Source organism: Ruegeria sp. YTSC003, assembly GCF_059609785.1.
On the sequence record NZ_JBXWMK010000013.1, the window covers coordinates 85,650 to 111,002 of the forward strand.

The 25,353-nt window shown below is 56.1% G+C and carries 20 protein-coding genes and 1 pseudogene; 3 read left to right on the top strand and 18 right to left on the bottom strand.

What is annotated here, in order from left to right; all coding sequences use genetic code 11:
* Positions 1–19 precede the first annotated feature (19 nt).
* The 12 genes and pseudogenes from AC2FFH_RS19950 to AC2FFH_RS20005 all read right to left on the bottom strand — a co-directional run bounded on the left by AC2FFH_RS19950 (position 20) and on the right by AC2FFH_RS20005 (position 12,370).
* Positions 20–346 carry a hypothetical protein gene (locus tag AC2FFH_RS19950; protein ID WP_496845189.1) on the bottom strand — a complete coding sequence of 109 codons (327 nt, stop codon included), beginning with the start codon at positions 344–346 and terminating at the stop codon, positions 20–22.
* Positions 347–368: 22 nt separating this feature from the next.
* Positions 369–599: pseudogene (locus AC2FFH_RS19955) on the bottom strand (hypothetical protein); the annotation flags it as partial.
* A complete protein-coding gene (locus tag AC2FFH_RS19960) occupies positions 562–714 on the bottom strand; it encodes a transposase (RefSeq protein WP_496845188.1) in 153 nt (50 codons plus the stop codon). The gene AC2FFH_RS19960 and the pseudogene AC2FFH_RS19955, both read right to left, overlap by 38 nt.
* Positions 715–992: 278 nt before the next feature.
* Positions 993–2,609, bottom strand: a complete 1,617-nt coding sequence (locus tag AC2FFH_RS19965; RefSeq protein WP_496845166.1) for a GMC family oxidoreductase — start codon at positions 2,607–2,609, stop codon at positions 993–995.
* 47 nt (positions 2,610–2,656) lie between these two features.
* A complete protein-coding gene (locus AC2FFH_RS19970) occupies positions 2,657–4,174 on the bottom strand; it encodes an FGGY-family carbohydrate kinase (protein ID WP_496845167.1) in 1,518 nt (505 codons plus the stop codon).
* On the bottom strand, positions 4,167–5,009 hold the full coding sequence (locus AC2FFH_RS19975) for a class I fructose-bisphosphate aldolase (protein WP_496845168.1): 843 nt from the start codon (positions 5,007–5,009) through the stop codon (positions 4,167–4,169). Before AC2FFH_RS19975 ends, AC2FFH_RS19970 begins: the two co-directional genes overlap by 8 nt.
* Positions 4,982–6,721 carry a glycerol-3-phosphate dehydrogenase/oxidase gene (locus AC2FFH_RS19980; protein ID WP_496845169.1) on the bottom strand — a complete coding sequence of 580 codons (1,740 nt, stop codon included), beginning with the start codon at positions 6,719–6,721 and terminating at the stop codon, positions 4,982–4,984. Before AC2FFH_RS19980 ends, AC2FFH_RS19975 begins: the two co-directional genes overlap by 28 nt.
* Positions 6,722–6,782: 61 nt before the next feature.
* Positions 6,783–7,778 carry an aldo/keto reductase gene (locus tag AC2FFH_RS19985; RefSeq protein WP_496845170.1) on the bottom strand — a complete coding sequence of 332 codons (996 nt, stop codon included), beginning with the start codon at positions 7,776–7,778 and terminating at the stop codon, positions 6,783–6,785.
* Positions 7,768–8,748 carry a sugar-binding transcriptional regulator gene (locus tag AC2FFH_RS19990; protein WP_496845171.1) on the bottom strand — a complete coding sequence of 327 codons (981 nt, stop codon included), beginning with the start codon at positions 8,746–8,748 and terminating at the stop codon, positions 7,768–7,770. The genes AC2FFH_RS19985 and AC2FFH_RS19990 overlap by 11 nt, the downstream gene beginning before the upstream one ends.
* Before the next feature lie 3 nt (positions 8,749–8,751).
* The gene (locus tag AC2FFH_RS19995; protein WP_496845172.1) at positions 8,752–9,747 is read right to left on the bottom strand and encodes an ABC transporter permease; all 996 of its coding nucleotides are present in this window, start codon (positions 9,745–9,747) and stop codon (positions 8,752–8,754) included.
* 14 nt (positions 9,748–9,761) lie between these two features.
* Positions 9,762–11,333 (bottom strand): sugar ABC transporter ATP-binding protein, encoded by a 1,572-nt coding sequence (locus tag AC2FFH_RS20000; protein WP_496845173.1) that lies wholly within the window; start codon positions 11,331–11,333, stop codon positions 9,762–9,764.
* Positions 11,334–11,353: 20 nt separating this feature from the next.
* Positions 11,354–12,370, bottom strand: a complete 1,017-nt coding sequence (locus AC2FFH_RS20005) for a substrate-binding domain-containing protein (protein WP_496845174.1) — start codon at positions 12,368–12,370, stop codon at positions 11,354–11,356.
* A gap of 978 nt (positions 12,371–13,348) precedes the next feature.
* Between AC2FFH_RS20005 and aspT the strand changes: the two genes are divergently transcribed.
* Entirely contained in the window at positions 13,349–15,049 is a 1,701-nt protein-coding gene (gene aspT, locus AC2FFH_RS20010; RefSeq protein ID WP_472722274.1) for an aspartate-alanine antiporter, read from the top strand.
* Positions 15,050–15,156: 107 nt separating this feature from the next.
* Here the strand turns inward: aspT and AC2FFH_RS20015 are convergent, their stop codons facing one another.
* The 6 genes from AC2FFH_RS20015 to urtA all read right to left on the bottom strand — a co-directional run bounded on the left by AC2FFH_RS20015 (position 15,157) and on the right by urtA (position 23,833).
* Positions 15,157–16,788, bottom strand: a complete 1,632-nt coding sequence (locus tag AC2FFH_RS20015) for a bifunctional aspartate transaminase/aspartate 4-decarboxylase (protein WP_496845175.1) — start codon at positions 16,786–16,788, stop codon at positions 15,157–15,159.
* 1,080 nt (positions 16,789–17,868) lie between these two features.
* Positions 17,869–18,564 (bottom strand): urea ABC transporter ATP-binding subunit UrtE, encoded by a 696-nt coding sequence (gene urtE, locus AC2FFH_RS20020; protein ID WP_496725652.1) that lies wholly within the window; start codon positions 18,562–18,564, stop codon positions 17,869–17,871.
* Positions 18,565–18,567: 3 nt separating this feature from the next.
* Positions 18,568–19,308, bottom strand: a complete 741-nt coding sequence (gene urtD, locus AC2FFH_RS20025) for an urea ABC transporter ATP-binding protein UrtD (RefSeq protein ID WP_496769451.1) — start codon at positions 19,306–19,308, stop codon at positions 18,568–18,570.
* Positions 19,305–20,534 carry an urea ABC transporter permease subunit UrtC gene (gene urtC, locus AC2FFH_RS20030; protein ID WP_496769453.1) on the bottom strand — a complete coding sequence of 410 codons (1,230 nt, stop codon included), beginning with the start codon at positions 20,532–20,534 and terminating at the stop codon, positions 19,305–19,307. The genes urtD and urtC overlap by 4 nt, the downstream gene beginning before the upstream one ends.
* A gap of 3 nt (positions 20,535–20,537) precedes the next feature.
* On the bottom strand, positions 20,538–22,490 hold the full coding sequence (gene urtB / locus AC2FFH_RS20035) for an urea ABC transporter permease subunit UrtB (RefSeq protein WP_496769455.1): 1,953 nt from the start codon (positions 22,488–22,490) through the stop codon (positions 20,538–20,540).
* 62 nt (positions 22,491–22,552) lie between these two features.
* Positions 22,553–23,833, bottom strand: coding sequence for an urea ABC transporter substrate-binding protein (gene urtA / locus AC2FFH_RS20040; RefSeq protein WP_496769457.1), 1,281 nt, complete (start codon positions 23,831–23,833; stop codon positions 22,553–22,555).
* A 443-nt stretch (positions 23,834–24,276) separates the two neighbouring features.
* Here urtA and AC2FFH_RS20045 point away from each other — a divergent pair, with 443 nt between their 5' ends.
* Positions 24,277–25,044, top strand: coding sequence for an urease accessory protein UreD (locus tag AC2FFH_RS20045; protein WP_496769458.1), 768 nt, complete (start codon positions 24,277–24,279; stop codon positions 25,042–25,044).
* A gap of 1 nt (position 25,045) precedes the next feature.
* A complete protein-coding gene (locus tag AC2FFH_RS20050) occupies positions 25,046–25,348 on the top strand; it encodes an urease subunit gamma (protein ID WP_496725658.1) in 303 nt (100 codons plus the stop codon).
* Positions 25,349–25,353 lie beyond the last annotated feature (5 nt).

A 25,353-nucleotide genomic window follows, 5' to 3' on the forward strand; every position in this document is an offset into this window, starting at 1 on the left:
GACCCCATTGTCCATCACTTCAGAAGACCCGCTCATACGCCGCACGACCGAGAGCTGCTATGCGGTTGAGCGCTGTTGATGCAATTTTCGCTTCAGATCTTTGATTGTCGAAATCGCACGCTTGCAGGCGATTGCTGAGTACTTGTGTCCAACTGCCGATCTGGGCTTCAACCTTTGACCTTTGATTGTATCCTGCCTTGGTTTGCCAATTCATTCTACCATGTTCGGCGATGGCCGTGATGTGTTGATTGCGCTGTGCATTCGCCCCGTGAACCGCGTTCTTCCGCGAAGCAACAGCCCACACCGGTTTCAATGCTGGCGAGCAAATCCGGGACAGCAGTTTCATCGCCCGCATGTTCAGTGGTCAACTCCTCCGCGGCGATATCGCCGGTTTCTGGGTCAAGGGAGATGTGGAGTTTGCGGCATGTTTGGCAGGTGTTCTTAGCACCGTGCTTTTCTTCATGCCGGCTCCGGTCGGTATGAATTTTCAGATCGGTACTATCCACACTCAGGGTGATCGGCTTTTCTGAAGCGCGCCGGTTTGGGGCCACTATCAGCCCCTTACCGCATCGTGATCGCGTCGAGTAATCCGGCACCACAAGATCCAGCCATCAGCTTGGAAAGCGATCGCATAAAGCCCAGCGATTGTCTCAAGGCAAGCCGAAACACGACCCACAAAGTGAGGCAAATCTCGATCGCTACGTCCGAATAAATCGCCTATCCTCAGCGAGACCTGCACCGTGGCGGCGACCATGTCTTGGCCAGATCACCTGAAACCCAAGTCGTCAAGTCACCGCGTTGCCGAAGGCTTTCGTTGAACTCTAATGCATTCACCACCCGATACCGTGCTTTTTCAAACTTGTCCCGACAGGTATCATTGATACTTGTGGGGCATCTATCATCGCTCACATCACAGAAAACCCAGGGAATACTCTGTGCAGACGCTCCCTGAAACAGGGTCGCAGCGGATCCACTTTCCAAACCTAACCCCGTTATGCCCTGGATTTCCTGATTAGGTCAGCTGCTTTCTCGGCGACCATAATGACCGGAGAGGCGGTATTTCCCGACACGATCTTTGGCATGATCGATGCATCTACGACGCGCAGTCCCGTCACACCCACTACACGCAATTGCGGATCCACGACCGCTTTGTCGTCCTGTCCCATTTTACACGTACCAACCGGGTGAAAGATCGTTGTTGCGATATCTCCGACGGCATTTATCAGATCCGGTTCATCCTGAATGGCCGGGCCGGGCAGAATCTCTTGCGGCTGGTAAGGTTCAAGTGCTTTGGCCGTCATAATCCGGCGGGTCTGTTGGACCGACTTGACGGCAACCGATCGATCCCGTGCAGCGGAAAGGTAGTTCAGCCGGATATCGGGTTGCTGATCCAGGTCGCGGCTTTGGATATGGCTGCTGCCGATACTTTCGGGACGCAGGTTACAGACTGACACGGTGATGGCGGGAAAGGGATGCAGCGGATCGCCTAGCTTGTCGGTTGACAAAGGCTGGACGTGATATTCCAGATCCGGCGTTTCCAGCGCGGGATCGGATTTGGTGAACATCCCGAATTGGCTGGGTGCCATCGACATTGGGCCTGATTGGGTCAGCCCGTATTGCAAAGCAATCCGAGCCTTGCCCAAGATGGAATTCGCCATCGTGTTCAACGTTTTAGCGTTCTTCACTTTGTACACGGTTCGGATCTGCAGATGGTCCTGCAGGTTCTCTCCGACGCCGTTGCTTTCGTGCAGAAGGTCGATGCCCAGCGAACTGAGCACATCGCCGCGACCGATCCCTGAAAACTCCAATATCTTTGGTGAGTTTATCGCACCCGCAGTCAACAGCACCTCATGCCCCGCAAGTGCCTCCAACACTCGCCCCTTGTGGCGAAACCGGACGCCGCGCACGGATTTACCGTCCAGGATCAGGCGGTCGCTGGTGGCCTGGGTTATCACCCGCAGGTTCGGGCGCTTAGAGGCCGGGCGCAGAAAGGCTTTGGCGGTGTTCCAACGCACGCCGTTCTTCTGATTCACTTCAAAAAAACCCGACCCTTCGTTGTCGCCATCGTTGAAATCGTCGCGCGGCTGAATACCGAATTCTTTTGCTCCGTCCTGAACCGCCTTCAGGATGTCCCAGCTGAGCTTTTGTTTCTGAACCTTCCACTCACCCCCGCTGCGATGCACATCGGTGTCGCCGCCGTGGTGGTCCTCGGATTTCAGGAAATAGGGCAGAACGTCATCCCAGCCCCAGCCTGTATTGCCCATCTGTCGCCAGTGATCGTAATCCGCCGCTTGCCCGCGCATATAGATCATGCCGTTGACCGACGAGCAGCCCCCGAGCACCTTACCACGCGGATAGACTAGAGACCGCCCGTTCAGGCCGGGCTCGGGCGCGGTTTTCATCATCCAGTCGGTGCGGGGATTGCCGATGCAATAGAGGTAACCCACCGGTATATGCACCCAGTGGTAATTGTCGGATTTTCCGGCCTCTAGCAGCAATACACGCGTGTCGGGGTCTTCGGTCAGCCGGTTTGCCAGCACGCATCCCGCGGTCCCGGCCCCGACGATGATATAGTCATAGTCGCCATCAAGGCGTGTTGCCTGTGTCATGGTCAATCTCGATTGCCTGTTATTTGTGTGCCGATCATAGCGTAGTTTCAGGGTCGGTCTTGCCGCATGTGCGCGCGCGACCAGAAGCCCTGCATCGTTTCGATCAGATCCAGATAAGTGTCGTATCGGTCGCCATAGTGGGTGTGCATGCCCGGGTCGGGTTCAAAAACCTGTTTAACGCGTGTCATCCGGGCGATCCCTTCCTCATAGGTTCCTACCTCGCCCACAGCACGGGCCGCGCCGATAGCCGCGCCCAGAGCGCCGGTCTCGCGGGCTTCGGCCACGGTGATCGGAAAACCCAAACAATCGGCAAACATTTGCGGCCAATGCGGACTGCGCGAACCACCACCCGAAAGAATGGCCCGATCAAGCGAAACACCCGCTTGTTCCAGTACTCCGATATGGCGGCGGTGTTCGAACATCACACCTTCGAACAGGGCGCGCAGCATATGGCCTTCGCCATGCCAGCCAGCCAGCCCGTAAAACCCGGCACGGAACGATGCGCCCTGACCTGAGCCATAGAGGAAGGGGTGAAAGAACGGATCATCTGCCCGGGGTGTTACCCGCCCGACCTGCGCATTGCAATAACCGAACGGGTCATCGTGATGCCCGCCGCGTTCAACCAGCTCGCGCACGTACCATTCCAGATTGGCCGCCGATGTCGCACTGGATTCGATATTGACGAAACGATCCTGGCCAAAGCACGAGGCCATAAAGACGTTCCGGTCGTTGACCGGCGCTGCTGAGAACACCTGATTGATGCTCCAGGTTCCGGCGATGATCGAAGCCTCGCCCGCGGCAACCACACCTGACCCCATGGCGCTTGAGATCACGTCGAAAAACCCGCCGATCACCGGGGTTCCGGGTGCCAGGCCGGTTGCGGCGGCGGCTTCGTCGGTCACAGCACCGGCAACCTCTCCGGGGTCGATGAGACGCGGAAGGAATTCGCGCGCATCCGACAGACCATAGAGCGTCAGCAGCTCGTCGTCATAGACACAGTCCGGCATTCGGGTCAGACCGCAGCCGGACATGTCAGACAGATCGCTGACTCGCTGACCGGTCAGTTTGAAGGTGATGAAGTCCTTGCACAGCATTATGGTCTGTGTGCGGTCGTAAATCTCGGGCCGGTGCCGCTTGATCCAGGCCAGCAAAACCGGAGTTTGCGAGGGCCAGGGGTATTGCAGGCAAATCTCGTGCAATCTATCCCCGTTGGCCGCGGAAAGCTGTGCCGCCAGATCCGCGGCACGGGTGTCCAGCGATTGAATACCGATCAGCGGGCTCCCTGCCCGATCCAGCAGATAGAGCCCGTTGCCATGGCCCGCACATCCAACACCGGCAATCTGATCCGCCTGAATGCTAGCCTTGGCGATACAGCCGCCAATTGCGTCACGCGCGTTGGCCCAAAGCTCATTCAGGTCACGTTCGACAAATCCCGGCTCGGGCGTCGAGGACTGCCCGTCCAGCGCGTGCACCGCAACCTGATGCCCGTCCTGATCAAACAGGACGGCCTTGATCACGGTGTTCCCGGCGTCCAGTCCCAGAAAAAATGTGCTCTTCTCAGCCACGGTTGTAGATATCCCAGGCTTCCTCGCCGTTTGCGCCGTTGTGGATCATCGCCATCAGGGCCGACACAACCGCCTTTGGGTAGTCATGCTGATAGATGTTGCGTCCATAGACCATGCCCTGCGCGCCTTGCGCCATCAAGGCCGCCGATTTTTCCAGAACAGTCTTCAGGTCCTCTTTGCCACCGCCGCGAACCAGAACCGGAACCCGGGCCGCCTCGATCACGCGGTGAAAATCCTGCGCGTTCTCGGTTGGATCGGCCTTAATGATATCCGCCCCCATTTCCGAGGCAAGACGCACCAGGGTCACAATCTTTTCCGCGTTTCCGTCCACCTGATAGCCGCCGCGAATGTCATTTGGCAGCATGACCAGAGGTTCGATCATCAGCGGCATCCCGTATTTGTCGCACGCAGCCCGAACGCGTGAGATGTTCTCGACGCATTGACGAAACAGTTCGGGTTCATCCGGCAGCATGAACAGGTTCACCACGACGGCCGCCGCATCCATTTCCAGCGCACCGATGATGGGTTCATCAGCGTTTTGCAGCATTGACCACATCACACGGTGGCGTTGATCATTGTACGGGTTGCCCATGTCGATCCGCATGACCAGCGCTGGCTTGTCTTTTTCCGGGCGGTTCTGCAACAGATCTGCTTGCCCATAGGCGCATTGGATCGCATCCGGTTTGGCGTCGATCAATGTGTTCATGACTGCAGGCATGTCTTCCAGACCGACCATAAAGCTGGGCTCGTTACAGACCCCGTGATCAACTGCAACGTCGAGACATCCACCATTGGTGAACATTCGGTTCATGCGGGCTTTGCTGCTAATGCGCATTCTTCACTCCGTTTGATATTTCTGGCGGTCAGCGTCTTGGCGGATACGCCGTGAAACTCCGCCAATTCATTGATCAGCACCTTGCGCTGATGTTTTAGGTCTTGTTTGGACAGGTTTCGCTCCTGCGCCAGCAGATCGGCCAGAGTGTCGATGACCTGCATCGATATCCCGCCGGTAATGGCCAGCGATGTCCGGCGCAGCACGATGTCAGAGAGCGTTTGAGTATATTCCTCACGCAGCAGCAGTCGGATTTCCGTGTGCGTGTATGGGCAACCGGGGGCCAGGGGCGTGTCCGCCATCGCCGGACTGCCTTGGGCCACTTGTCGGGCTTGCGTACCGTAGTGAGCCACCAAATGCGCGGCGCGTTCAGTGCTGAGTTGGTAGTGGCGCACCAATTCCTCTTCCAGAACTGCCGGTTGTGCAGGAAAACTGGCCCCGCCACCTATGGCACTGCCAAGTGTGGACTGGCGTCGGGTTTTGCCCAATTCGGCCAGCACCTCATCGGCTGTTTGTTCGGCAAAGGCGCGGAAGGTGGTCCATTTGCCACCGATCATGCAGAATTGCGGCACCTCTCCATCCAGGCGCCTAGTGTAATGGCCGCGGGAAATCCGCCCGGTGAAATCATGATCGCTGTGAGGCAGGGGACGGATACCGCTATAGCTGAACACGACGTCGTCGGATGAAAACGTCAGGTCAGGGAACACAAGGCGCAGCGATTCAAGGATGTAGTCCCTTTCCTCATCTTCGCAGCGCACCCGCCGGGCGCGTTCAACCCGGATATCCGTCGACCCGGCCAGAACCTTGCCCAGATAGGGGAACACGATACACACCCGGCCATCGGTATTCTCAAAATATACCATATGTCCGCCAAGTGCCTTCAGCAGGTCAGGGTTGTCGATGATCAAGTGAGAGCCCTTGGTGCCGGACACCAGTGGCTTGTCCAGCCCATTGCCCAGCGTGCGGATCGTGTCGTCCAGCCACGCGCCGGTGGCGTTGACAATGACCTTTGGCCGAACCGGGAGCGTCACACCCGTGCGCACATCCCGCAGGTGATAGGTGCCGTCCCGCTGGTCCAGCTCAGCATAATTCAGCGCGACTGAGGCGCGATTGGCCCGTGCGGTGTCGCGTAGCATTTCGATGCACAGGCGTTCCGGGTGGCTGATCCATGCGTCGTGATAAACAGCCGACCGTGTGGCCTTGGGCGTCAGATCGGGCCAGGTCTGCCGCGTCTGCGCGGCCGAGTTGAACCCGTGGCGCGGCAAAACCCGGCGGCTACGCGTTACCCAGTCGTATAGCGACAGCCCCAGTTTGATCGGAACCGCACCCCGGCTGGCAGGTTTTCCCTTCCAGCCCACAAAGCTGGCCGCCGCGTTCAGCATTCCGGAGAACCGAGAGGTGATCGGGATCATTGTGGGCAGCGGGCGCACCAAATGCGGTGCGCTTTCCAGTAGAGCATCGCGTTCGCGTAAGGACTCGCGCACGAGATCGAATTCACCGTTTTCCAGATAGCGCAGCCCGCCATGGATCATCCGGGACGGCGCGGCGCTGCAGCCTGAACAAAAGTCGTTCCGTTCTACCAACAGAACGCGCAAACCCTGCAGGGACAGATCGCGATAGACGCCGATGCCGTTCACGCCGCCGCCGATGACGACCGCGTCATAGGCCGCATCGCTGCGCAGGGTGGCCAGGTTCTGTTCCCGTTGATCGGACATAACTCTCCTGTTCATTGAAACATTGTTTCAATGGTCTTTGTGTTTTGGTTTTGATCCGGGATCAGGCGTCCAGATCGCTCAGGTGGTGTTTTGCTTGTTGATCGATTGTCGCAATATCTTCACCCGACAGGCGCAATTGGCCCGCCCGTGCGTTTTCAGCCGCTTGCGTCGCATCCCGCGCCCCACACAGTGAAAAGGTGATGCCCGGCTGCTGAACAGTCCAGGCGATGACCGTCTGCGCTGGCGTCGCGCCGTGCGCCTCGGCAATCGGCGTTATGGTTTTCATCAACTCGGCCACCTTTTCCCGGTTGCCCTGCGAAAAGCGCGGGTTGTCCTTGCGCTGATCATCGCCGGTAAAGACCCGGTCGGGGCCGACCTTGCCCGTCAACAGGCCAAGCGCCAGCGAGGAATAGCTCAGCACCGAAACCCCGTTCTCGCTGCAGACGGGTAGCAGGCTGCTTTCGATGTCTCGTTTGACCATCGAATATTCTTCCTGAATGGCGTCCAGCTGACCGGCGGCGACATAGGCGCGAACGTCGTCCGACGAAGTATTGCTGGCCCCGATGGAGCGAATTTTGCCCTGCTGCTTGAGCATCTCCAGCGCCTCCATCGTCTCGGCCACCGGTGTCGTCGTGTCCTGCCAATGGGTGATGTAGTGGTCGATATAGTCGGTCCCCAGACGGGTCAGGCTTTGTTCGACCTCATGAATGATCGCATCCTTGCCCAGATAGCGATGCACCGGTCGGCCGTCATAGTCGAAGAAGTGGTTGCCTTTCTGCGTGTGCCAAACCAGCCCGCATTTGGTGGCCAGTACCACCTGATCACGACGGCCTTTCAGCGCCTTGCCCACGATGTCCTCGGCCACGCCTTGCCCATAGGCCGGGGCGGTATCAATCAGGGTCACGCCAGCATCGACCGAGGCCTGAATTGCGGCGATGGATTTGGCCTCATCTGTGCCACCCCACATCCAGCCGCCTATGGCCCAGGTGCCGAGCCCGATGGCCGAGGCCTCGATCCCGGACGTGCCGATTTCACGTGTCAGCATGTCATGCGACATTCTGCGTTCCTTCCATTTCTTCCAGAACCGCCTTGGCGGTCTCTTCATCGACAATCAGTGAATCCAAAAATTTACCGTTCAGCGCCGCAGTGATCGGCTGCACCTTAAGCGGGCCTGCGGTCACACCGATCACCCTTGTGCATTCGGCCAGATCACCTGGCGGCAATGCGACCAGACGCGAGTTCAGAGCGTAGTTCGATACAGCGCCGTTGCTGTGGATCAGATGCGCCAGAAACTCGGCCACGACACCCATCCCAATCAGCATCTTGCGATCCGCATCCGGTACGGGATGCAGGTCGTAATAGCTTGAACATTCCGGCTCTATCGAACCGATCCCGACCAGCGCCACATTCGCACGCCGTGCCAGATTCAGTACGTCGCGGATCGAAGCGACGTCCATCAGCATGTCCCGCTGTTGCTGGCTTTCGGCAAACAGCGGCGCATGCATCAGCATCGTCTGACCGCCCAAACGTTCCGCCATCTGCGTCGCCAGATGGTTGACGTCCGTGTAATACTTGCCCTGAACCCCGCCGGTCAGCGGCACAACGGTCACGTCAAAGGATTGTTCAGGAGCCAGGCTTTCCACCACGGCGCTGACGGCCTTGCCGCCGGTAATCGCAATCACGTCACCGTCGCGCAGGGTCTCGACCAGACGACCCGCAGCGGCGCGTCCCACCTGTTGCAGCGTCGTCTCGACACTGCCCGACACCGAGGGCGTCACCACTGCATCGTTCAGACCGGTGGTCTGTGCCAGCTCGCGCTCCAGATCCATCAACGTCTGGAACGGGGTTTCGATGTCGATCTTCACCATACCCATGCGGCGGCCCTGCGTGATCAGCCGGTTCACCTTGGACGTCGACAGGTTCAGCGCCTTGGCGATGTCCGACTGTTTCTGACCTTCGATGAAATGCAAGATCAGCACCGTGTGGATCTGTCGGATCAGTTCAAAGTCCTTTTGTTTATCCGTCATGGTCTACCGCCGCCGTTTGTTGAGGTAATGATCGATAGTCACCGCGCTCAGCAAGATCGAGCCGCGGATGATATCCTGCCAGTAGACCGACACATCCAGCAGGGCGAGCGAGCTGGACACCAGCGACAGCAGGATCACCCCGAGGATCGCACCCAGGATCGAGCCCGAGCCGCCATTCAGGCTGGCCCCGCCAATCACGGCGGCGGCGATGATCGTCAGCTCTAGCCCCAGACCAAAGGTGGGCTGGGCCGAGCCGAACCGCGCCATGTAGATGATCCCGGCGATCCCGCACAGGGTCGAACACAGGGTGGTGGTCAGGAAGATGACCTTTTTGGTCCGAATGCCGGAATACGCGGCGGCCTTTTCGTTGCTGCCGGTGTAGAACACCTTGCGGAACATGGTCGTCCGACGCAGCATGAAATCAAAGGCTATCACAAAGACCAGAAAGATGATGATTACAATCGGGACTGGTCCGATGCTGCCTTGCCCGATGAACTTGAACTCCGGCGGTAGGGTATAGAGGCCCAAGGGTCGTCCTCCGGTAAACAACAGGCAGGCGCCGCGCGCGATGACCATGATGGCCAGCGACACGATGAAATGATGCAGACCCACGCGGGTCACAAAGAACCCCATGAAAGCTCCGATCCCCGTGCACAGAGCGATGGAAATTGCTGAGGCAACCCAGGGGTCTACTCCGCTGAGAAACAGCCAGCCCGCGATCACCATTGCCAAGGCCGTGACCGAACCGACCGACAGGTCTATCCCGCCCGAAATCAACAGGATCGTCATCCCAATCACCAGAATGCCATCGACCGCAAAGGCCATCGACATGGCCCGCATATTCGCCCAGGTCAGAAAGTAGGGCGAGGCAAAGGACATGATCAGGAACAGCCCCAGAATGATCACGATCAGCCCGGTTTCGCGTATCCGAAACAGCCGTTTCAGCGGCGAGGTGCTGTCGCTCGGGTTTGCCTGGGCCATATTCACTGTGTTGTCCATCTTGTTTTCTCCGCTCATGCAACAGTGGCCTGCGCATCCATGACCGAGGCCAGATGCATGATGTTTTCTTCTGTCATATCCTCATCCGTTACCTGACCGCTGATTTGCCCTTCGCGCACCACCAGCACCCGGTCACACACACCGATCAGTTCCGGCAGCTCCGAGGAGATCACCACGATTCCGACGCCATCCCGCGCCAGATCCCGCAGAATGCGGTGGATTTCAGCTTTTGCGCCCACGTCGACCCCGCGGGTCGGTTCATCCAGAAAGATCAGCCGCGGGTTCACCGACAACATCTTGGCAAGCGCCACCTTCTGCTGATTGCCACCTGAGAGCGACGACACCGGATCGGAGAGGGATCCGTATTTCAAGTTTAGCTTTCGACCCAGCGCTTCGGCCTGCGCCTCCTCCGAGGCCGATTGAATCAACCCCAGCCCATTGGCTACCTGGTCGGGCTTCAGGGCCGAAATATTGGCCGAGATCGGCAGGTCCAGAAACACGCCGTCGCCTTTGCGGTCCTCGGACAGGTAGACCATGCCCTTTGCGATACTGTCCTGATAGGTGCGCAGGTTTAGTTTTTCGCCATTCAGCCAGACCTCTCCCGAGATGTCGCCTTCCAGACGGCAGATACCCTTGGCGATCTCGCTGCGGCCTGCACCGATCAGCCCGGCGATGCCCAGAATCTCACCCTTTTTCAGGCTGAAGGATACATTGCGGAACCGCGTCGCCTCGGTCAGGTTGCGCACATCCAACAGGATATCGTCCGATTTCTCGTCTTTGGTCTGTTTCTCGGGATACAAATTGTCGATCACCCGTCCGACCATGGCATTGACCACGTCCGAGGGCTGAATCTCTGCCACATTCTGCGTCACGATATGTTGGCCATCCCGGAACACGGACACCCGGTCGCAATTGTCGAATATCTCGACCATGCGGTGCGAGATATAGATGATGGAAATACCTCGATCCGCCAGATCACGCATGATCCCGAACAGGGTTTGGGCCTCGGCCTCGGTCAGTGCGGCGGTGGGTTCGTCGAGGATCAGGATACGGCAATCAAGGGTCAGCGCCTTTGCAATCTCGACCAGTTGCTGGTTCGAGATCGACAGGTTCTTGACCAAAACGGCCGGATCAATATTGCTGAGCTGGCGAAAGACGTCGCGGGCCTCATGCTCTAGCTTTTTGTAATCCATCAGCCAGGACCTGCTGACATTTGTCTTGGCCATAAAGATGTTTTCGGCGACTGACACATCCGGGCACAGGGCGATTTCCTGATGGACAAACCCGATACCTAGACGCTGTGCCATTGTCGGCGAGGTGATCTTGACCGGCTTGCCATCCAGCGTGATCTGCCCGTCATCGGGTTGCAGGATGCCATCGATCACGTTCATCAAAGTCGATTTACCGGCCCCGTTCTCGCCTGCGATGGCGTGTATCTCACCTTTGCGCAGTTCAAAGTCGACGCCGCGCAAGGCTTTGACTGGGCCAAAGGACTTGCTGAGGTTCGAGATTTTCAGGATCACATTGTCTTGCATGACACCATCGCGCCCAGTTTCGTTTGGGGTGGGCGTTGCCTTCGATTGCAAGGCAGCACCCTTTTCGGGGATCAGGCCGGATCGCGGCCTTCCATATAGACGTTCAGGTCAAAGCTGTCGGCATTGTCCTTGGTGATGACGGCAAAGCCGTTGTCCATGAACGGGATCTGAACGGGGTTGAAACCACTGGTTTGCCAGTCGTTGAACGGGTCAAAGACATCCGCCCGATTGGCCAGGTGCACCGCCATGAAGCCCATGAAGCCCTGCACACCCTGGTTGGGGTTCAACGACATGTGAATGTTGCCCGCCTTGATATGTTCCAGCGTTGTAGGCGTCACATCCGCATGCATGATCAGCAGGTCCGAGTTCGCTTCCAGCTTGGCCGCAACCGCGCCTTCAGCTGAACCTGCCTCAGGGATCCAGATCGCGGCCACATTCGGGTTGGCCTGAATGATCGACGCAGTAGCGCGATAGGCGGCGTTGCTGTCCTGATTGGTGGCTTGACGTCCGACCAGGTTCATATTCGGATAGTTCTCTTCCATGTATGCGATCAAGGCCGTCACGCGTAGGTCGTGGTTCGATTGGCCCGGGTTCTCCAGCACCGCATATTCCGCGCTGTCACCCACTTGTTTGACGATCTCTTCGGCGGCAAATTTCGCCTCGGCCAGGTTGTCCGACGTAATATACGCGGTCCGGTCCGAGTTTGGGCTGTCGGCGGCAAAGGTTACAATCTCGGTGCCGTTGCTGATGGCCCGGTTGATCGGCTCGATGAACGGGTCCGACTGCATGGGGTGCAGCAGGATACCGGCGGGGGTCTTGACCAGATCCTGTTCGAACGATGCGATTTGTTTGGTGATATCGTAATCGGGTGTGCCCGAGAATACCGTTTCGCAGCCGAATGCCTCGGCCGCCTGTTTGAAGCCCTGGTAGACAGGCACCCAGTAGGGGTGGCCCGAGACCATGACGTTCATGATATACGTCTCACCGGGTTCGCACATGACCCCCTCAGCCGCCGCCGGAGCTGCGGCCGAGATGCTGCCGACGAGTGCAGTTGACGCAAGAACTGTCTTGAGTTTCTTATAGTTCATGGAATTCCTCCCTAGGTCGATTGCTCGTCGCTCCTGAAATAGTTTTCCTCCACAGCATCAGGAACGCAAGAAATTTCAGTGTGCGCATTTTGTTGCACAGCTTTATTCATAGGTGGAGCGTGCGCTTGGTCAACGAAGTTTAAGAAAAGTTCCAATACTTGAAAAAAATTTCACAAATACTCGCGCTGTGTCGCCGACTATCGGTTGTTTCGCAATCTTTTGTAAAAGCCAATCTAGGCGGTTTACTGGACACATCTATCCTGCGGATAATGCAATTTGTGGACAGCTCCGGTGTTGCAAGGGTTTTCTTTGTGATTTTGATCGTTTTGCGTAGCGGTCATTTGTCCGGCCTATTTGTGCGGCGCGTTTGACCGCTGGCCCTGATGAAATCCGCATGCTGGATCCCTATCAAGCCCGAAGTGGACATTGGATTTGAAGCACACTTGGCGGGTCAGCGGAAAAAGCTGCCAACCCGGATGACCGTCTTTTCTCCAGCGTAAATTTGTTGGTTGTCTTCCAATAGACCCACTAAAAGTCGCACGTCCAAAAGGCCGCCATACTCTCGGAACTGGAATTGCCTGAGAAAGAGACTGAAGACTTAAGTGCGTTTACGAAGACGCTATCCTGTACACAGTCGCCCGAGATTCAAACTTATGGCTTCATTCCTGCAGAGCAGGTCAGAAAAACAAACGCCGTTCGCTGCAACTTGCGTGAGTAATTGCAGCTTGTCCGAAGGGTACTCAAAAATCCATCGGGATGGCCAAAACTCACTCCCCAAAAACAAAGAGTGAATGGTGTGACTACATTCCAAAAAGTTGCTTTTTAGGTTCCAAATGCACCTGCCCTTGAAAAAGTTTATTCCGTGTACTTTCGAAAAGTCCGCACGACGCCCATCGTCTAAATTTTTTTGTTTTCAATACAGTAAGGCGCTGTATCTTGAACGGAAAGGACCACCGTTGGGACGCGGGAGATTTCACAATGGAATTGATTACAGAACAACTGCGCGCCTTCCCGATCATGGCACTGTTTCTTTGTCTGGGTCTGGGATACGGCGTTGGGAAGTTTCGGGTCGGCAAGTTCGAACTGGGGGGCATCGCCGGTACGTTGTTGGTGGCGGTCTTCATTGGCCAAATCGGCGGTATCAACCTTAGCACCGATGTTCAGAATGTATTCTTTTCCCTCTTCATTTTTATGGTTGGCTATAATGGCGGGCCTCAATTTTTTGCGGCCTTGAACCGAACTGCTCTGACCAAGTTACTTGCCGCGTTTATGATGACCCTCTGGGGGTTGTTTTTTGTTATTGTTGTTGCTCGGTTGGCCGGCTTGGATAAAGGGTTGGCGGCTGGATTAGCCGCTGGTGGCCTGACACAATCTGCAATCATCGGCACCGCTGGAAATGCCATAGATCTGCTTGGGCTGGCCGCAGATGAGGCGGAAAAGTTGAAAACAAACATCGCCGTGGGATACTCGGTCACTTATATCTTCGGCTCGATCGGCCCAATATTGGCAGTTAGTGTCATTCCAATCATCATGCGTGTCGACCTGCGACAAGAAGCGATTAAGCTGGCTCAGAAACTCAGCGGCGGCGGTCGCAAACTAGAGGAAGGTGAGTTCCTTCCTATGAACCGGTTTGACGCCCGAGCCTATCAGGTAAATGCCGATGCAACCATTGCCGGAAAACCCGTCAAAGACATCGAAAGCGGCTATGATGGCGATCTGATCGTCGAACGGTTACTCCACGATGGCGCTCCTGTGGATCCGAATCCTGAAACAGTGGTCAATGCAGGAGACGTTGTGGTCGTCTCTGGCCTCGTAGCGACTTTGACCCAGTTTGAGGGTAGCGCCAGTGGTGAAATCGGAGAGTATCCTCCTGAACTGACGGTTGTAGAGGAACGTCGAAACGTAGTGGTCACCAACCGCAAACTGACCGGCAAAACGTTGGCAGAATTGAGCGAGGCTCTGACAGCGGATCAAAGGCGCGGTGTTCACATCTCAAAGATCACCCGCATGGGCCATGATGTCCCCGTCTTGCACAACACTGAGATCCACGCAGGGGACGAGGTCAGTATTGTCGGTCACAAGGACGATCTGAACCGAGTTGCGAAAGTTGCGGGCTACGTTCCGCCTTCGGCCTCGGTAACCAATTTCATTGCATTGGGGATCGGCGTGGCCATCGGCTTTCTGATAGGAGAGATCAGTTTTGTCATCGCAGGAACGAAGGTGGCTTTGGGGTCCGGCCTCGGATGCCTAGTTACAGGGTTGATCATCGGCTACATGCGCATCCGGCGGCCCAAGATCGGCGGTATTAACCGTGGGGCCGCGAATTTCCTTCAGAGCTTTGGATTAGCTGTGTTTGTTGGTGTCGTTGGCCTCAATGCAGGCAAGCCCGCGCTAGAGGCGATTCAGGAATATGGGATCACGCTGCTGCTGTTGGGTGTAGTGGTTACATTGATGCCCATGATCGTACAGTTCCCAATCAACTATTTCGCCCTGCGTATAAAAAACCCGATTGAGGCCTGTGCGGTTGTGACCGGATCACGCTCGGGCAATCCCGGTTTTGCGACACTATTGGAAAAGGCCGGAAACTCGACTCCCACACCAGCCTTCACCATGACCTATGCCGTGGCCAACATCTTCCTGACGCTCTGGGGACCGTTGGTTGTGGCTTTTGTTCCGTAAGTCAAACCGGAAATGGGCGCGACAACCGGGGTCCTAACTTGAAAGGGTGGGATCAGCGTTTGTGCCAACCATCACGCTGATCCGTTCCTCTTTGCTATTGCTAGATCTCAACCGTGCAACGGCAGTCCTTTCGAGGCACGGTAGGCCTGCACGTAACCAGTGGCCACCGCGCGCACCGCTCTTCCGATCTGGCGGTAAGCGCTGTCATCCAAATTGGCGAACGATACCCGCGCTGACCAGTTTGGCGCGTCAAAGCCCGATCCATTCAGCAAAACGATCCCGTGATCCTGAGCCAGTTTGAAAGATATATCTAGCGGGTGGACATTCTCCTTAATCCATTCGACCACCTCTTCGCCCACGTATTTACGGAGCCAGAATTCGAAGTCGATGATACCGTAGTATTTGTCGAATAGCGGGTTATCTGGAACTTCGATGCCCATCCCTTCGACCAATTCGTCAAAGCGATGCTTTAGAATACCCCAGCAGAATTTCTGATAGGCTTTCTCTTCGTCCATAAGCTCGACCAGTGAAAACAAAGTCATCATCACCTGCTGCGGCAGTGATAGACCTGCGGTGTGGTTCAGCGCGACATCGCGACTGTCAGCAACGATCCGGTCAATGAACTTGAACGAGGATGGATCGGGCGTCAACGTTTCGTACCGGGCGTTGACGACGGCCTTGGTTTCGTCCGGAGCCTCCGCAATCATCTTGTCGAAGATGTTGTTCTCGGCCACCAAAATCGCGCCCAAACGCCACCCGGTACAACCAAAATACTTGGAGTAAGAATAGACCCCGATGGTATTCTCAGGCAGGTGCCCCAAGATGGACTGAAAGTTTGGAACGAAGGTCCCGTAAACATCGTCAGTCAGAATGATCAGGTCCGGGCGGCGGTTCTTTACGAACTCGACAAGCCGAGTCGTGACTTCAGGGCTGATTGCAACTGATGACGGGTTGCCCGGGTTGACCAGAAATAGTGCTTTGACTTTCGGGTCGGACAAAATTTCGAAATCATCGTCGTTCAGTTGAAAGTGGTCCTCTTCTTTCGAAGATACATCCACTGTGTTCAGCCCGTAGTCCTCAAGTACCGGCATTTCCAGATAGGGCGTGAAAATCGGTGTGCCCAACGCAATGGTGTCGCCGGCATTCAGCAACCGCTGGTTCTTGAGTGCCTTGAAAATGTAACACATCGCAGCGGTTCCACCCTCAACTGCGTAGATATCGAACTTCGCATCCGGTCGGTTCCCCGCGCACATCGCCCACATGACGTATTCGTGGACAATCGCCTCGTTGTGCTCCATGCACCGGTCGGGCATCGGGTAATGGTCGCCAACAATACCGTCGGTCAGCTCAAGCACGAAATCGTCTGGCGTAAAACCAAATCTCTCAATCGCAAAATCCACTATGGCCACCAAAGTTTCCGCCCCTGGAGGGCCGTTTCCTTCAACCGATTTGGCGCAATAAGCTTTTAGCCGGTCATAACAGCCTGGCCCTTGCGGCATCCCAGCCAAACCGACCTGCGGTTCATTCCGATGGCGCTGAGCTTCTGCCATAGCGAACTGCCCTAAAAGGAAAAACGCCTCCCGCGCTTTAGTGGCGATCCAGTTAGGGTTCCCTCGACCGGCATTAAGATATGGCAGAGCCATCTGCCGCGCCTCTTTTTGCGCCAACTTGATAAGTTCGTCTTTGATTTGGAAAGGACTTAGGTTTTCAAATTTATGCAGGTTGAGCGATTCTGGCATGACATCAAATCCTTGCGCTAAAACAGATGACGTAGTTTAGCGGATCGCATGCAAGGCATTGTGTCAATTAAAACAACGCTAATTGAAGGGAACGGTGTAAAACCGAAGACTACTAGTCTTCGTAACAAGCCTTGGGCGTAACCATTTTGCAAGGCAGACAGAGTGATGGAATTTACGCCGAGGCTTTGGGCTCGGTAGTGACATCCCACGAACATTTGCAAAGTTCTCTATCTGCGCATAGCTGCCATTTTTGAGGATCCATGCCGCAACTGCAGCGAACGGCAGCTTGGTGGCCAGACTGTTACTTTTTCAGTTCGACAGAATGATACAATCGCAACTTGCGGTGGGGTTTTCTTCCCCACCATTTTCCTTTCGTGGGCCAGCGGGATTTGGACAGGTCAAACGCTCTGGCCGTCAGTGTGAGGGCGCGGCCCTCCCCCTCGGGCAACCCTATTAGACCGGCCGTGTCCTCGGCCGTGCCTGCGGGCCGCACCACCCCTGCCGATTAGCATTGCCTCGCCCCCTCCCGCGTTCGCCACGTGGCAGATCAGCAGGAACAGGCGGCTTCGCCGTCTGATCTGCAAATCAGCCCTGATTTCCGGAAGGGAAGTCAGATCAAACGAAACAGTCTACGGGAGAACGAAAAAGGGGGTGTTGGGTCAGTTTATGACGCAAAGGTCAATTTCGTCTGACGTCCAACTGTCGGGCGACACATAGTTTTGCCACTCAATGACAGCTAAGCTATTGATTTTGAATCATGCGGAAATTCTTCTGCGCACAGGTTTTGCCATTTGCGACTCAAAAGCCTTCCACAACATGGGTACTTTTAGTTAGCCGTCATTACTCGAAATACGGTGAAAGCTGGGAAAGCGTCTACGTCGAACTTCAGCACGAAATGAAGTCCGTCATGTGATCAAATATACTTGCCCTTCAAGGAAGGAGACACCGAACGACGGGATTTCAGAAGAGAATACAGTTTCAATTGAACGTGTTCAGAGGATCAAACCAAATCCCGAGCCTAAATTTAACCAAGTTTTGCGTTTCATTCTTCAATCCTGAAACCCATTTCAAGCATCTGCTTTAGACAGTTACGGCCTGCAACAACTTATCGCGTGTCACGTCTTCCCTAGTGCCGTTGATCAAGACTTCTCCGCGTCGCAACACGATAAATCTGTCGGCAAGGTCATAGGCAAAGTCAAAGTATTGCTCCACCAGGATGATTGCCATTCCGCTCGTGGTTCTGAGGTGCCGGATGACTTCGCCTATCTGTTGGATGATGTTGGGCTGAATTCCTTCGGTCGGCTCGTCCAACAGCAGCAGGCGTGGCCGCGTGATCAGTGCCCGCGCGATCGCCAGCTGTTGCTGCTGACCGCCAGAAAGGTCACCTCCACGACGGTTTTGCATCTGCTTGAGAACCGGGAACATGTCAAAAATTTCATTTGGAATAAAATGCTCGCTGGCTGCCAGACAGGCGTACCCCGTTTCAAGGTTTTCGCGAACTGTGAGCAAAGGAAATATTTCACGACCTTGTGGAACATAAGCCACGCCTTTCCACGCCATTTGATGAGCAGGCAGGACACCCAAAGGTTTCCCGTCCAGTTCCAGATTGCCACCCGAGCGCAGATGCGTACCTGATATTGCTTTCATCAGGCTGGTTTTCCCGACACCATTGGTCCCCATGACACAAGTCACTTCACCTTGTCTGGCTTCCATGTAAATCCCGTTGAGGATTTGCGAATGCCCATAATGTAAAGTCAGATCCGTCAGCTTCAGCATTGTTTAGCGCCCTAGATAAACGTCGATGACGTCCTGGTTAGATGTCACGTGATCAAGACTGCCTTCAGCCAAGGCGGACCCTTCGTGTAAAACCGTGACTTTGCAATTCAGGCGTCGGACAAATTCCATATCGTGTTCCACCACGACAACGGCACGGATTTTGGCGGCTTGTACCAGTAAGTCGGTGGTGTGTTCGCGCTCCTGCGGTGTCATGCCGGCGGCAGGTTCGTCCACCAGCAAGAGTAGTGGCTCCTGGGCCAGCAGCATGCCAATTTCCAGCCATTGTTTTTGACCGTGGCTCAGTTCACCAGCTTTGCGGCTTAGGTCTTGATGCAGACCGATTTCGACAGCCAGATCTTCAACTTTCTGCAAATCCTCAGTGGTGGTTCGATAGAAAAGCACGTGAAGCCAGCCACGTTTGTTCTGAAGCGCCATCAGCAGATTTTCGTGCACGGTCTGGTCTTCGAAAACCGTTGGTTTCTGAAACTTCCGCCCGATCCCAGCCTGCGCAATTTTTGCTTCGGAAAGTCCCAACAAAGATAGGGATTTCTCTCCCCAGATGACACGCCCTTCATCGGGCCGGGTTTTACCTGTGATGATGTCCATGAACGTAGTCTTACCGGCCCCGTTCGGGCCGATCACTGCGCGAAGCTCAACGTCGCCGATCTGGAACGACAAGTTGTTGATAGCTCGGAAACCGTCGAAAGTGACCGAAACACCGCTAACCTCAAGCAAAGTGTTCATTCCATGGCCTCCTTCTCTCGCAGAGCGCCGTCACCCGGTCCCAAATTTGCCCCATGCCTGTCCGGGTGGCGGCGATCGGTCCACAAGTCGAACAATCCTCCGATGCCCTGAGGGGCAAACAACGTAACCAACACGAAAGTTACGCCCAGTAGCACCTGCCACCAATCAACCCATTTGATCGTATAAAACCCAAGCGGAATATCCGGGGCCTGCCCGCCCGTGAACCACGTGCTCAGAAGGCTGACAAAGGCTGCGCCAACTACCGCGCCGTACAAGCGGCCTCGTCCACCGATGGCGACCCAGACGGCCAAATAGATCGAGGCGATGGGGGCCATCTCCTCGGGATTAATGATGCCAGCTTGCGGATAGTAAAGCGCGCCGGCAATGGCTGCGATGCAAGCAGTCAGGGTGAAGACGGCCAGCTTGTAGACCTCGACCGAGTAGCCAAGGAAGCGCACTCGTGCCTCGTTATCGCGAATGCCGCGGATGACCGAGCCGAACTTGCCTGACACGATCCATGCGGCCAGCATATAGCCCAGACCCAGCGCCAGTGCTGAAGCCCAGAGGAACCAGATCGACACCACGTCCTGCGAGGCGGTGACACCTGGCAGGTTCTGCAAGCCGGACAGCCCGTTATTACCGCGCAAGCCGCTGTCGTTCTGGAACAGGTACAGGGCCAGCGCCAGAGTCATAGCCTGGGTCAGGATCGACAGATACACACCGGTGACACGGCTCCGGAAAGCCAACCATCCAAAGATCAGCGCCAGTAGACCAGGGACCAGCACGATCAGGATCAGTTGCAGTGTCAGGCTGTGGGAAAACGCCCAGATCAACGGAAATTCCGACGATCCGACAACGCCAAAGACTTGTGTAGCGATGGCGTCCACCACCTCGGCCGAAGTCGGTGGAATTTCGGCCTGTGCCAGCGAGTCTACCACGATCAGGCGTGTACGCTCGTACATCAGCCACATACCGATCATGTAGCCGCCCAGCCCGAAAAAGGCGAAGTGGCCCAACGACAGGATGCCAGTGAAGCCCCAGACCAGATCCATCGCCACTGCGATCAGGCACAGGCACAGGGTCTTGCCCAGTGTTTTAACGAAACTGGTCGAGATTACGCCGATCCCGAAACCCTCGGACAGGATGGTCACGCTCAGGGTGAACAGGGACAGGATGGCAAGAAAGACCAGCACGGATGGGTTCTTGGAGATAAAGCTGCGTTCCATGGCTCAATCCCCCGCCGCGCGGCCCTTGAGGGCGATGATGCCCCTTGGCCGGAACTGGATGAAAATGATGATGAAGATGATCATGTAGGTTTGCGCCGCGAGGGTGTTCGATGGGTTCATCCACTCGATCCCTTTCTGCAGGAAGCCGATCATTCCGGCACCCGCCAGCGCGCCCCAGATGTTGCCGACACCGCCGACAACGACGGTCATGAAGCTTTGTACGATATAATCGTTGCCCAAATCTGATGTGACCTTGGCAAAGAGGCCGATGGCGACACCCGCAATCCCGGCGATGCCCGAGCCCAGCCCGAAGGTCAGCATGTTCACCCGCCCCGGATTGATCCCCATCGACCCCGCCATGCGCGGGTTCTGCGTCACCGCGCGCATCTCAAGCCCCAGCCGGGTCCGTTTCATGATGTAGAGGAACAGCCCCAGAAAGATCATAGCCAGCACGAAGATCGCGATGCGGATATAGCTGATCGCGACCACGTCGTTCAGCATCCACGCCCCGTTGAGCCAGCCTGGAGCGGTCAGCGGACGAGCCTGTGTACCAAAGATGTTCTTGGCCAGTTGCTGCAGGGCAATTGAGATACCGAACGTCGCCAGAAGTGTCTCCAGCGGCCGGGCGTATAGCCAGCGGATCACCAACCTCTCCATTGCGACACCCATGGCAAATGTCACGGCAAAGGCCATGGGGATTGCCACGACGATCGAAAGCGTGTGGTCAGGGATAAACTGTTGCACCACGTAGCCGGTATAGGCGCCCATCATAATAAACTCGCCATGGGCCATGTTGATCACGCCCATCACGCCGAAGGTGATGGCCAGACCAATGGCGGCGAGGAAATAGATCGACGCCAGTGAGATCGCGTCCAGCGTCAGGTCGAGTGTTTGGTTCAGGCCGACCTTCAGTTCGATCTGTTCCAGAGTTTTCTCGGCTGCTTCGGTGACCTCAGCAGACGACTCGCTGTAGGTCTCGAAGAATACATGCGCGTTTACTGCAGCGTCAATGTCTGCGTCCGTGAATAAGGCTGGCACAAGCCCGGCCTCTGCCAGAGAGGCATACGCACGCTCGCGCATTGCATCTGAACTCAGTTGCGCGACGGGAATGTCACCTACACGACCACCGACAATGTTAGTCGATAGTGCCGCTCTGATATCATCCGCTGAAACACGCGGTGGGGCGAGGTTTCCCGCAACGAGCAAGTCATATGCTTCGTCGGACGTTAAGACTTCTGAGCCCGCTTCAAGAATAACTGCGACGTTCAGGTCCGTGGGCAATTCGAGAGCGGCGTGCCGGGAGGTGACGACCAAAGGGTTCAAAGCGGCACGAACATCTACGCCCAGATCGCCGGACATTTCTTCGATTGCGGCCACGCGGGCTGCGGTATCTTCGTCAAATCCAATCGTCAGCAATCGTTCAAGCCGCTGTTTTTGCGCTTTCAATTCCGTGTCCGGTTCATCGTCTATCGAAGCCCGCAGCGGCTCTAATAGTGCGCTTTCGAGATCACGCTGAATGGATTGCAGGGCCGCCAGCCGCTTCGCGCGGTTGGGATCGGTCAGTTGGAACTGCACCAACGCTGTCCCAATCATCGCGCGGATACCGCTGTTGGGCTTCAACTGCTTAAGCTCGGACTTCTCGAAGGTGCCGACGATCGCACCTGTATCGAAATCGGTCAGTTCATACGACCGCCCCTCACCTTTCTGGCCAGCGAAGAACAGACCGTCAGACTTGCGCATCCACATGTTTTTGGCGGCCCATGTCTCAAGCATTACTTGCGCCTGAGGCAAACCGCTCGACGCAATAGCATCAATCGCCGGTTTGATCGTCTTACGCGAGCTTTTGGCGATGATCTCCTGATGTTCTTGCAGGATCGGTTGCAGACCGACCTCTTGAGCGTTTGCAGTCAGGCAGGCGCACAGGATTGCGAGGCCCGCAAGGAAAAGTCGTACCATGTGGTGAAACCCGAATGTCTTTTGTGGCAAGGCGGGCAAACAAACCCGCCTTGCGTGGTCTGTTAGTAGTTCGACAGGGTCTGAACGCAGGTCTTGGTCTCGGTGTTGTACATACCGCAACCCAGCTCTTTCCAATCAGAGACCAGCACAGCCGACTCCGGAAGGAAATCAGTCCACGCGTCACCCGGCACGACTTCGGTTTCGCTGATGATATCGAACTGGCCGTCTTCCTGAATCTCACCGATCAGAACCGGTTTCGCCAGGTGGTGGTTTGGCAGCATGACGGCGGTGCCACCGGTCAGGTTCGGGAACTCCTGCCCGTACATCGCAGCGCGCACGGAATCGACTTCGGTCGAACCGGCCTCGGTCGCGGCGTTCACCCACATGTTGAAGCCGATGTAGTGCGCCTCCATCGGGTCGTTGGTCACGCGTTCATCGCCCATGGTGGCTTTCCAGGTGTCCACGAATTCTGCGTTGACCTCGGTATCCGCCGACTGGAAGTAGTTCCAAGCGGCGAGGTGACCGACGAGGTTGGTGGTATCCAGACCGGACAGTTCTTCCTCACCGACCGAGAAGGCCACGACCGGAATGTCATCTGCCGAAACACCAGCCGCTGCCAGTTCCTTGTAAAATCCGATATTGGCGTCACCATTGATGGTCGAAATCACGCCGACTTTCTTGCCATCCGCGCCTAACGCGACCACATCAGCCACAATCTTGGACCAGTCGGAATGGCCGAAAGGGGTGTAATTGACGAAGATATCGTCATCAGCAATACCCTTTTGTTTCAGATAGCTTTCAAGAATATTGTTGGTGGTTCTGGGGTAGACATAGTCCGTGCCGAGCAGAGCAAATTTCTCGACCCCCAGTTCCTCCAGGAAGTAATCGGTGGCCGGGATGGCCTGTTGGTTCGGAGCTGCACCGGTGTAGAACACGTTTTTCGATGACTCTTCACCTTCGTACTGCACCGGGTAGAACAGCAGGCCGTTCAACTCTTCGATGACAGGCAGAACCGATTTGCGGCTGACGGACGTCCAGTTGCCAAAGATTACATCCACCTCATGCACGGTAAGCAGTTCACGCGCTTTTTCAGCGAACAACGGCCAATCCGATGCAGGATCCACCACGACCGCCTCAAGCTGTTTGCCCAGCAGGCCACCCTTGGCGTTTTGCTGGTCGATCAGCATCAGCATGGTGTCTTTCAGCGTAGTCTCCGAGATTGCCATCGTGCCCGACAGCGAGTGCAGTACGCCGACTTTGATCGTGTCATCGGCCGAAAACGCCGCGGTGGCCAAAGCAGCAAATACAACCGATCCGGCGAGCGTTGATTTGAGTGAATTCATGTTTTCCTCCTGGCGGGGCCGGGAGAGAGGGCTTGCGCAATGGCGCACTCTTCTTCTACCTGATCCCCGCAACTGTTGTTGCGTTCCGTGTGGCGGTTGTGTTCGAGGTCCAATTCGCGCAGCCGTCACACACCCCCGGGTCGTTTCCGCGGTGGCACCCATACGGTTTCTGCATCGCAGCAAGCTTGGCAACTTACCATTTACCCAATTTGGGAAATCGGCGAGATGCGCCTATTTTTTCATCCAAGACCGGGGTCGCTGTCTAAAATTTAGACGCGCGATGTCGAAATAAGCAGATTTCGACACTGTAGATTAGTGTTCCGCCCCTTCAACAGAGAAACAGGTGCCACCAAACCAAGCTCTATAGGTGCCTTATTACCCAAGTTACAGCCATATTGCCCACGCACAGTGCTGTTCCACCGCGTGCTGCAGGCGCCGTCAGCTTGAGCACCAAGCAATTGGGCGACAGGACGGTGCTGAACAAGTTTCGCCAGTCCGGCTCTTTTAAGTGCCTGTTCCCCAGAACCAATACACCTGATCTTGCCGCGGTTCTCTTAAACACTGCCGGCGGTGTAACCGGCGGCGATTCATTTCGATTTGCCGGCAAGGCGGCGAAAGGAACGGCGCTGACCTTGACAACACAAGCCTGCGAGCGCGCCTACAAGGCCAAGCCGCAAGAATGTGGCCAGATTACCAATCATCTGTCTGTTGAGACTGAAGCCCGACTGAACTGGTTGCCGCAAGAGACCATTCTGTTCAATGGCAGTGCTCTGAACCGACGCCTGAAAATCGAGATGGCGCCGGATGCCGAAATGCTGATGGTAGAGCCTCTCATCTTCGGGCGCATCGCAATGGGCGAGACGCTTACCGATATCCGCCTAAACGATCAGATCGAGATACAACGCCAAGGAAAAACGGTGTTCCTTGACGCGATCCGGTTCTCTGGTGATTGGCACAAGCATCTGTCCAAGCCGCATATTGCAAACGGCGCAGGAGCGATGGCGCTGATCGTCTTTGCTTCGGAGTTAGCCGAAGGTCATCTGGATTCCATTCGCAAAATGCTGCCCGAGGACGCAGGGGCAACACTAATCCAAGACGGCCTTTTGGCTATCCGTATTCTGGCAGACAACAGCTTGGCTCTTCGCCGCACATTGATGCCGATTTTGCGCTGGTTGAACAAAGACACATTACCCCGATGCTGGATGCTCTGACATGAACCTGACACCTCGTGAAAAAGACAAACTTCTGGTCGCCATGGCCGCCGAGGTCGCCCGAAAGCGGCTGGACCGCGGCGTCAAACTGAACCACCCCGAGGCTATCGCCCTGATCACCGACGCCGTGGTCGAGGGCGCGCGAGATGGCCATTCGGTTGCCGACATGATGCAGGCCGGGGCTGAAGTGATCACCCGCGGCCAATGTATGGAAGGCGTGCCCGAGATGATCCACGAGGTGCAGATCGAAGCCACCTTCCCGGATGGCACCAAGCTTGTAACTGTCCATAACCCTATTCGCTAAACCTC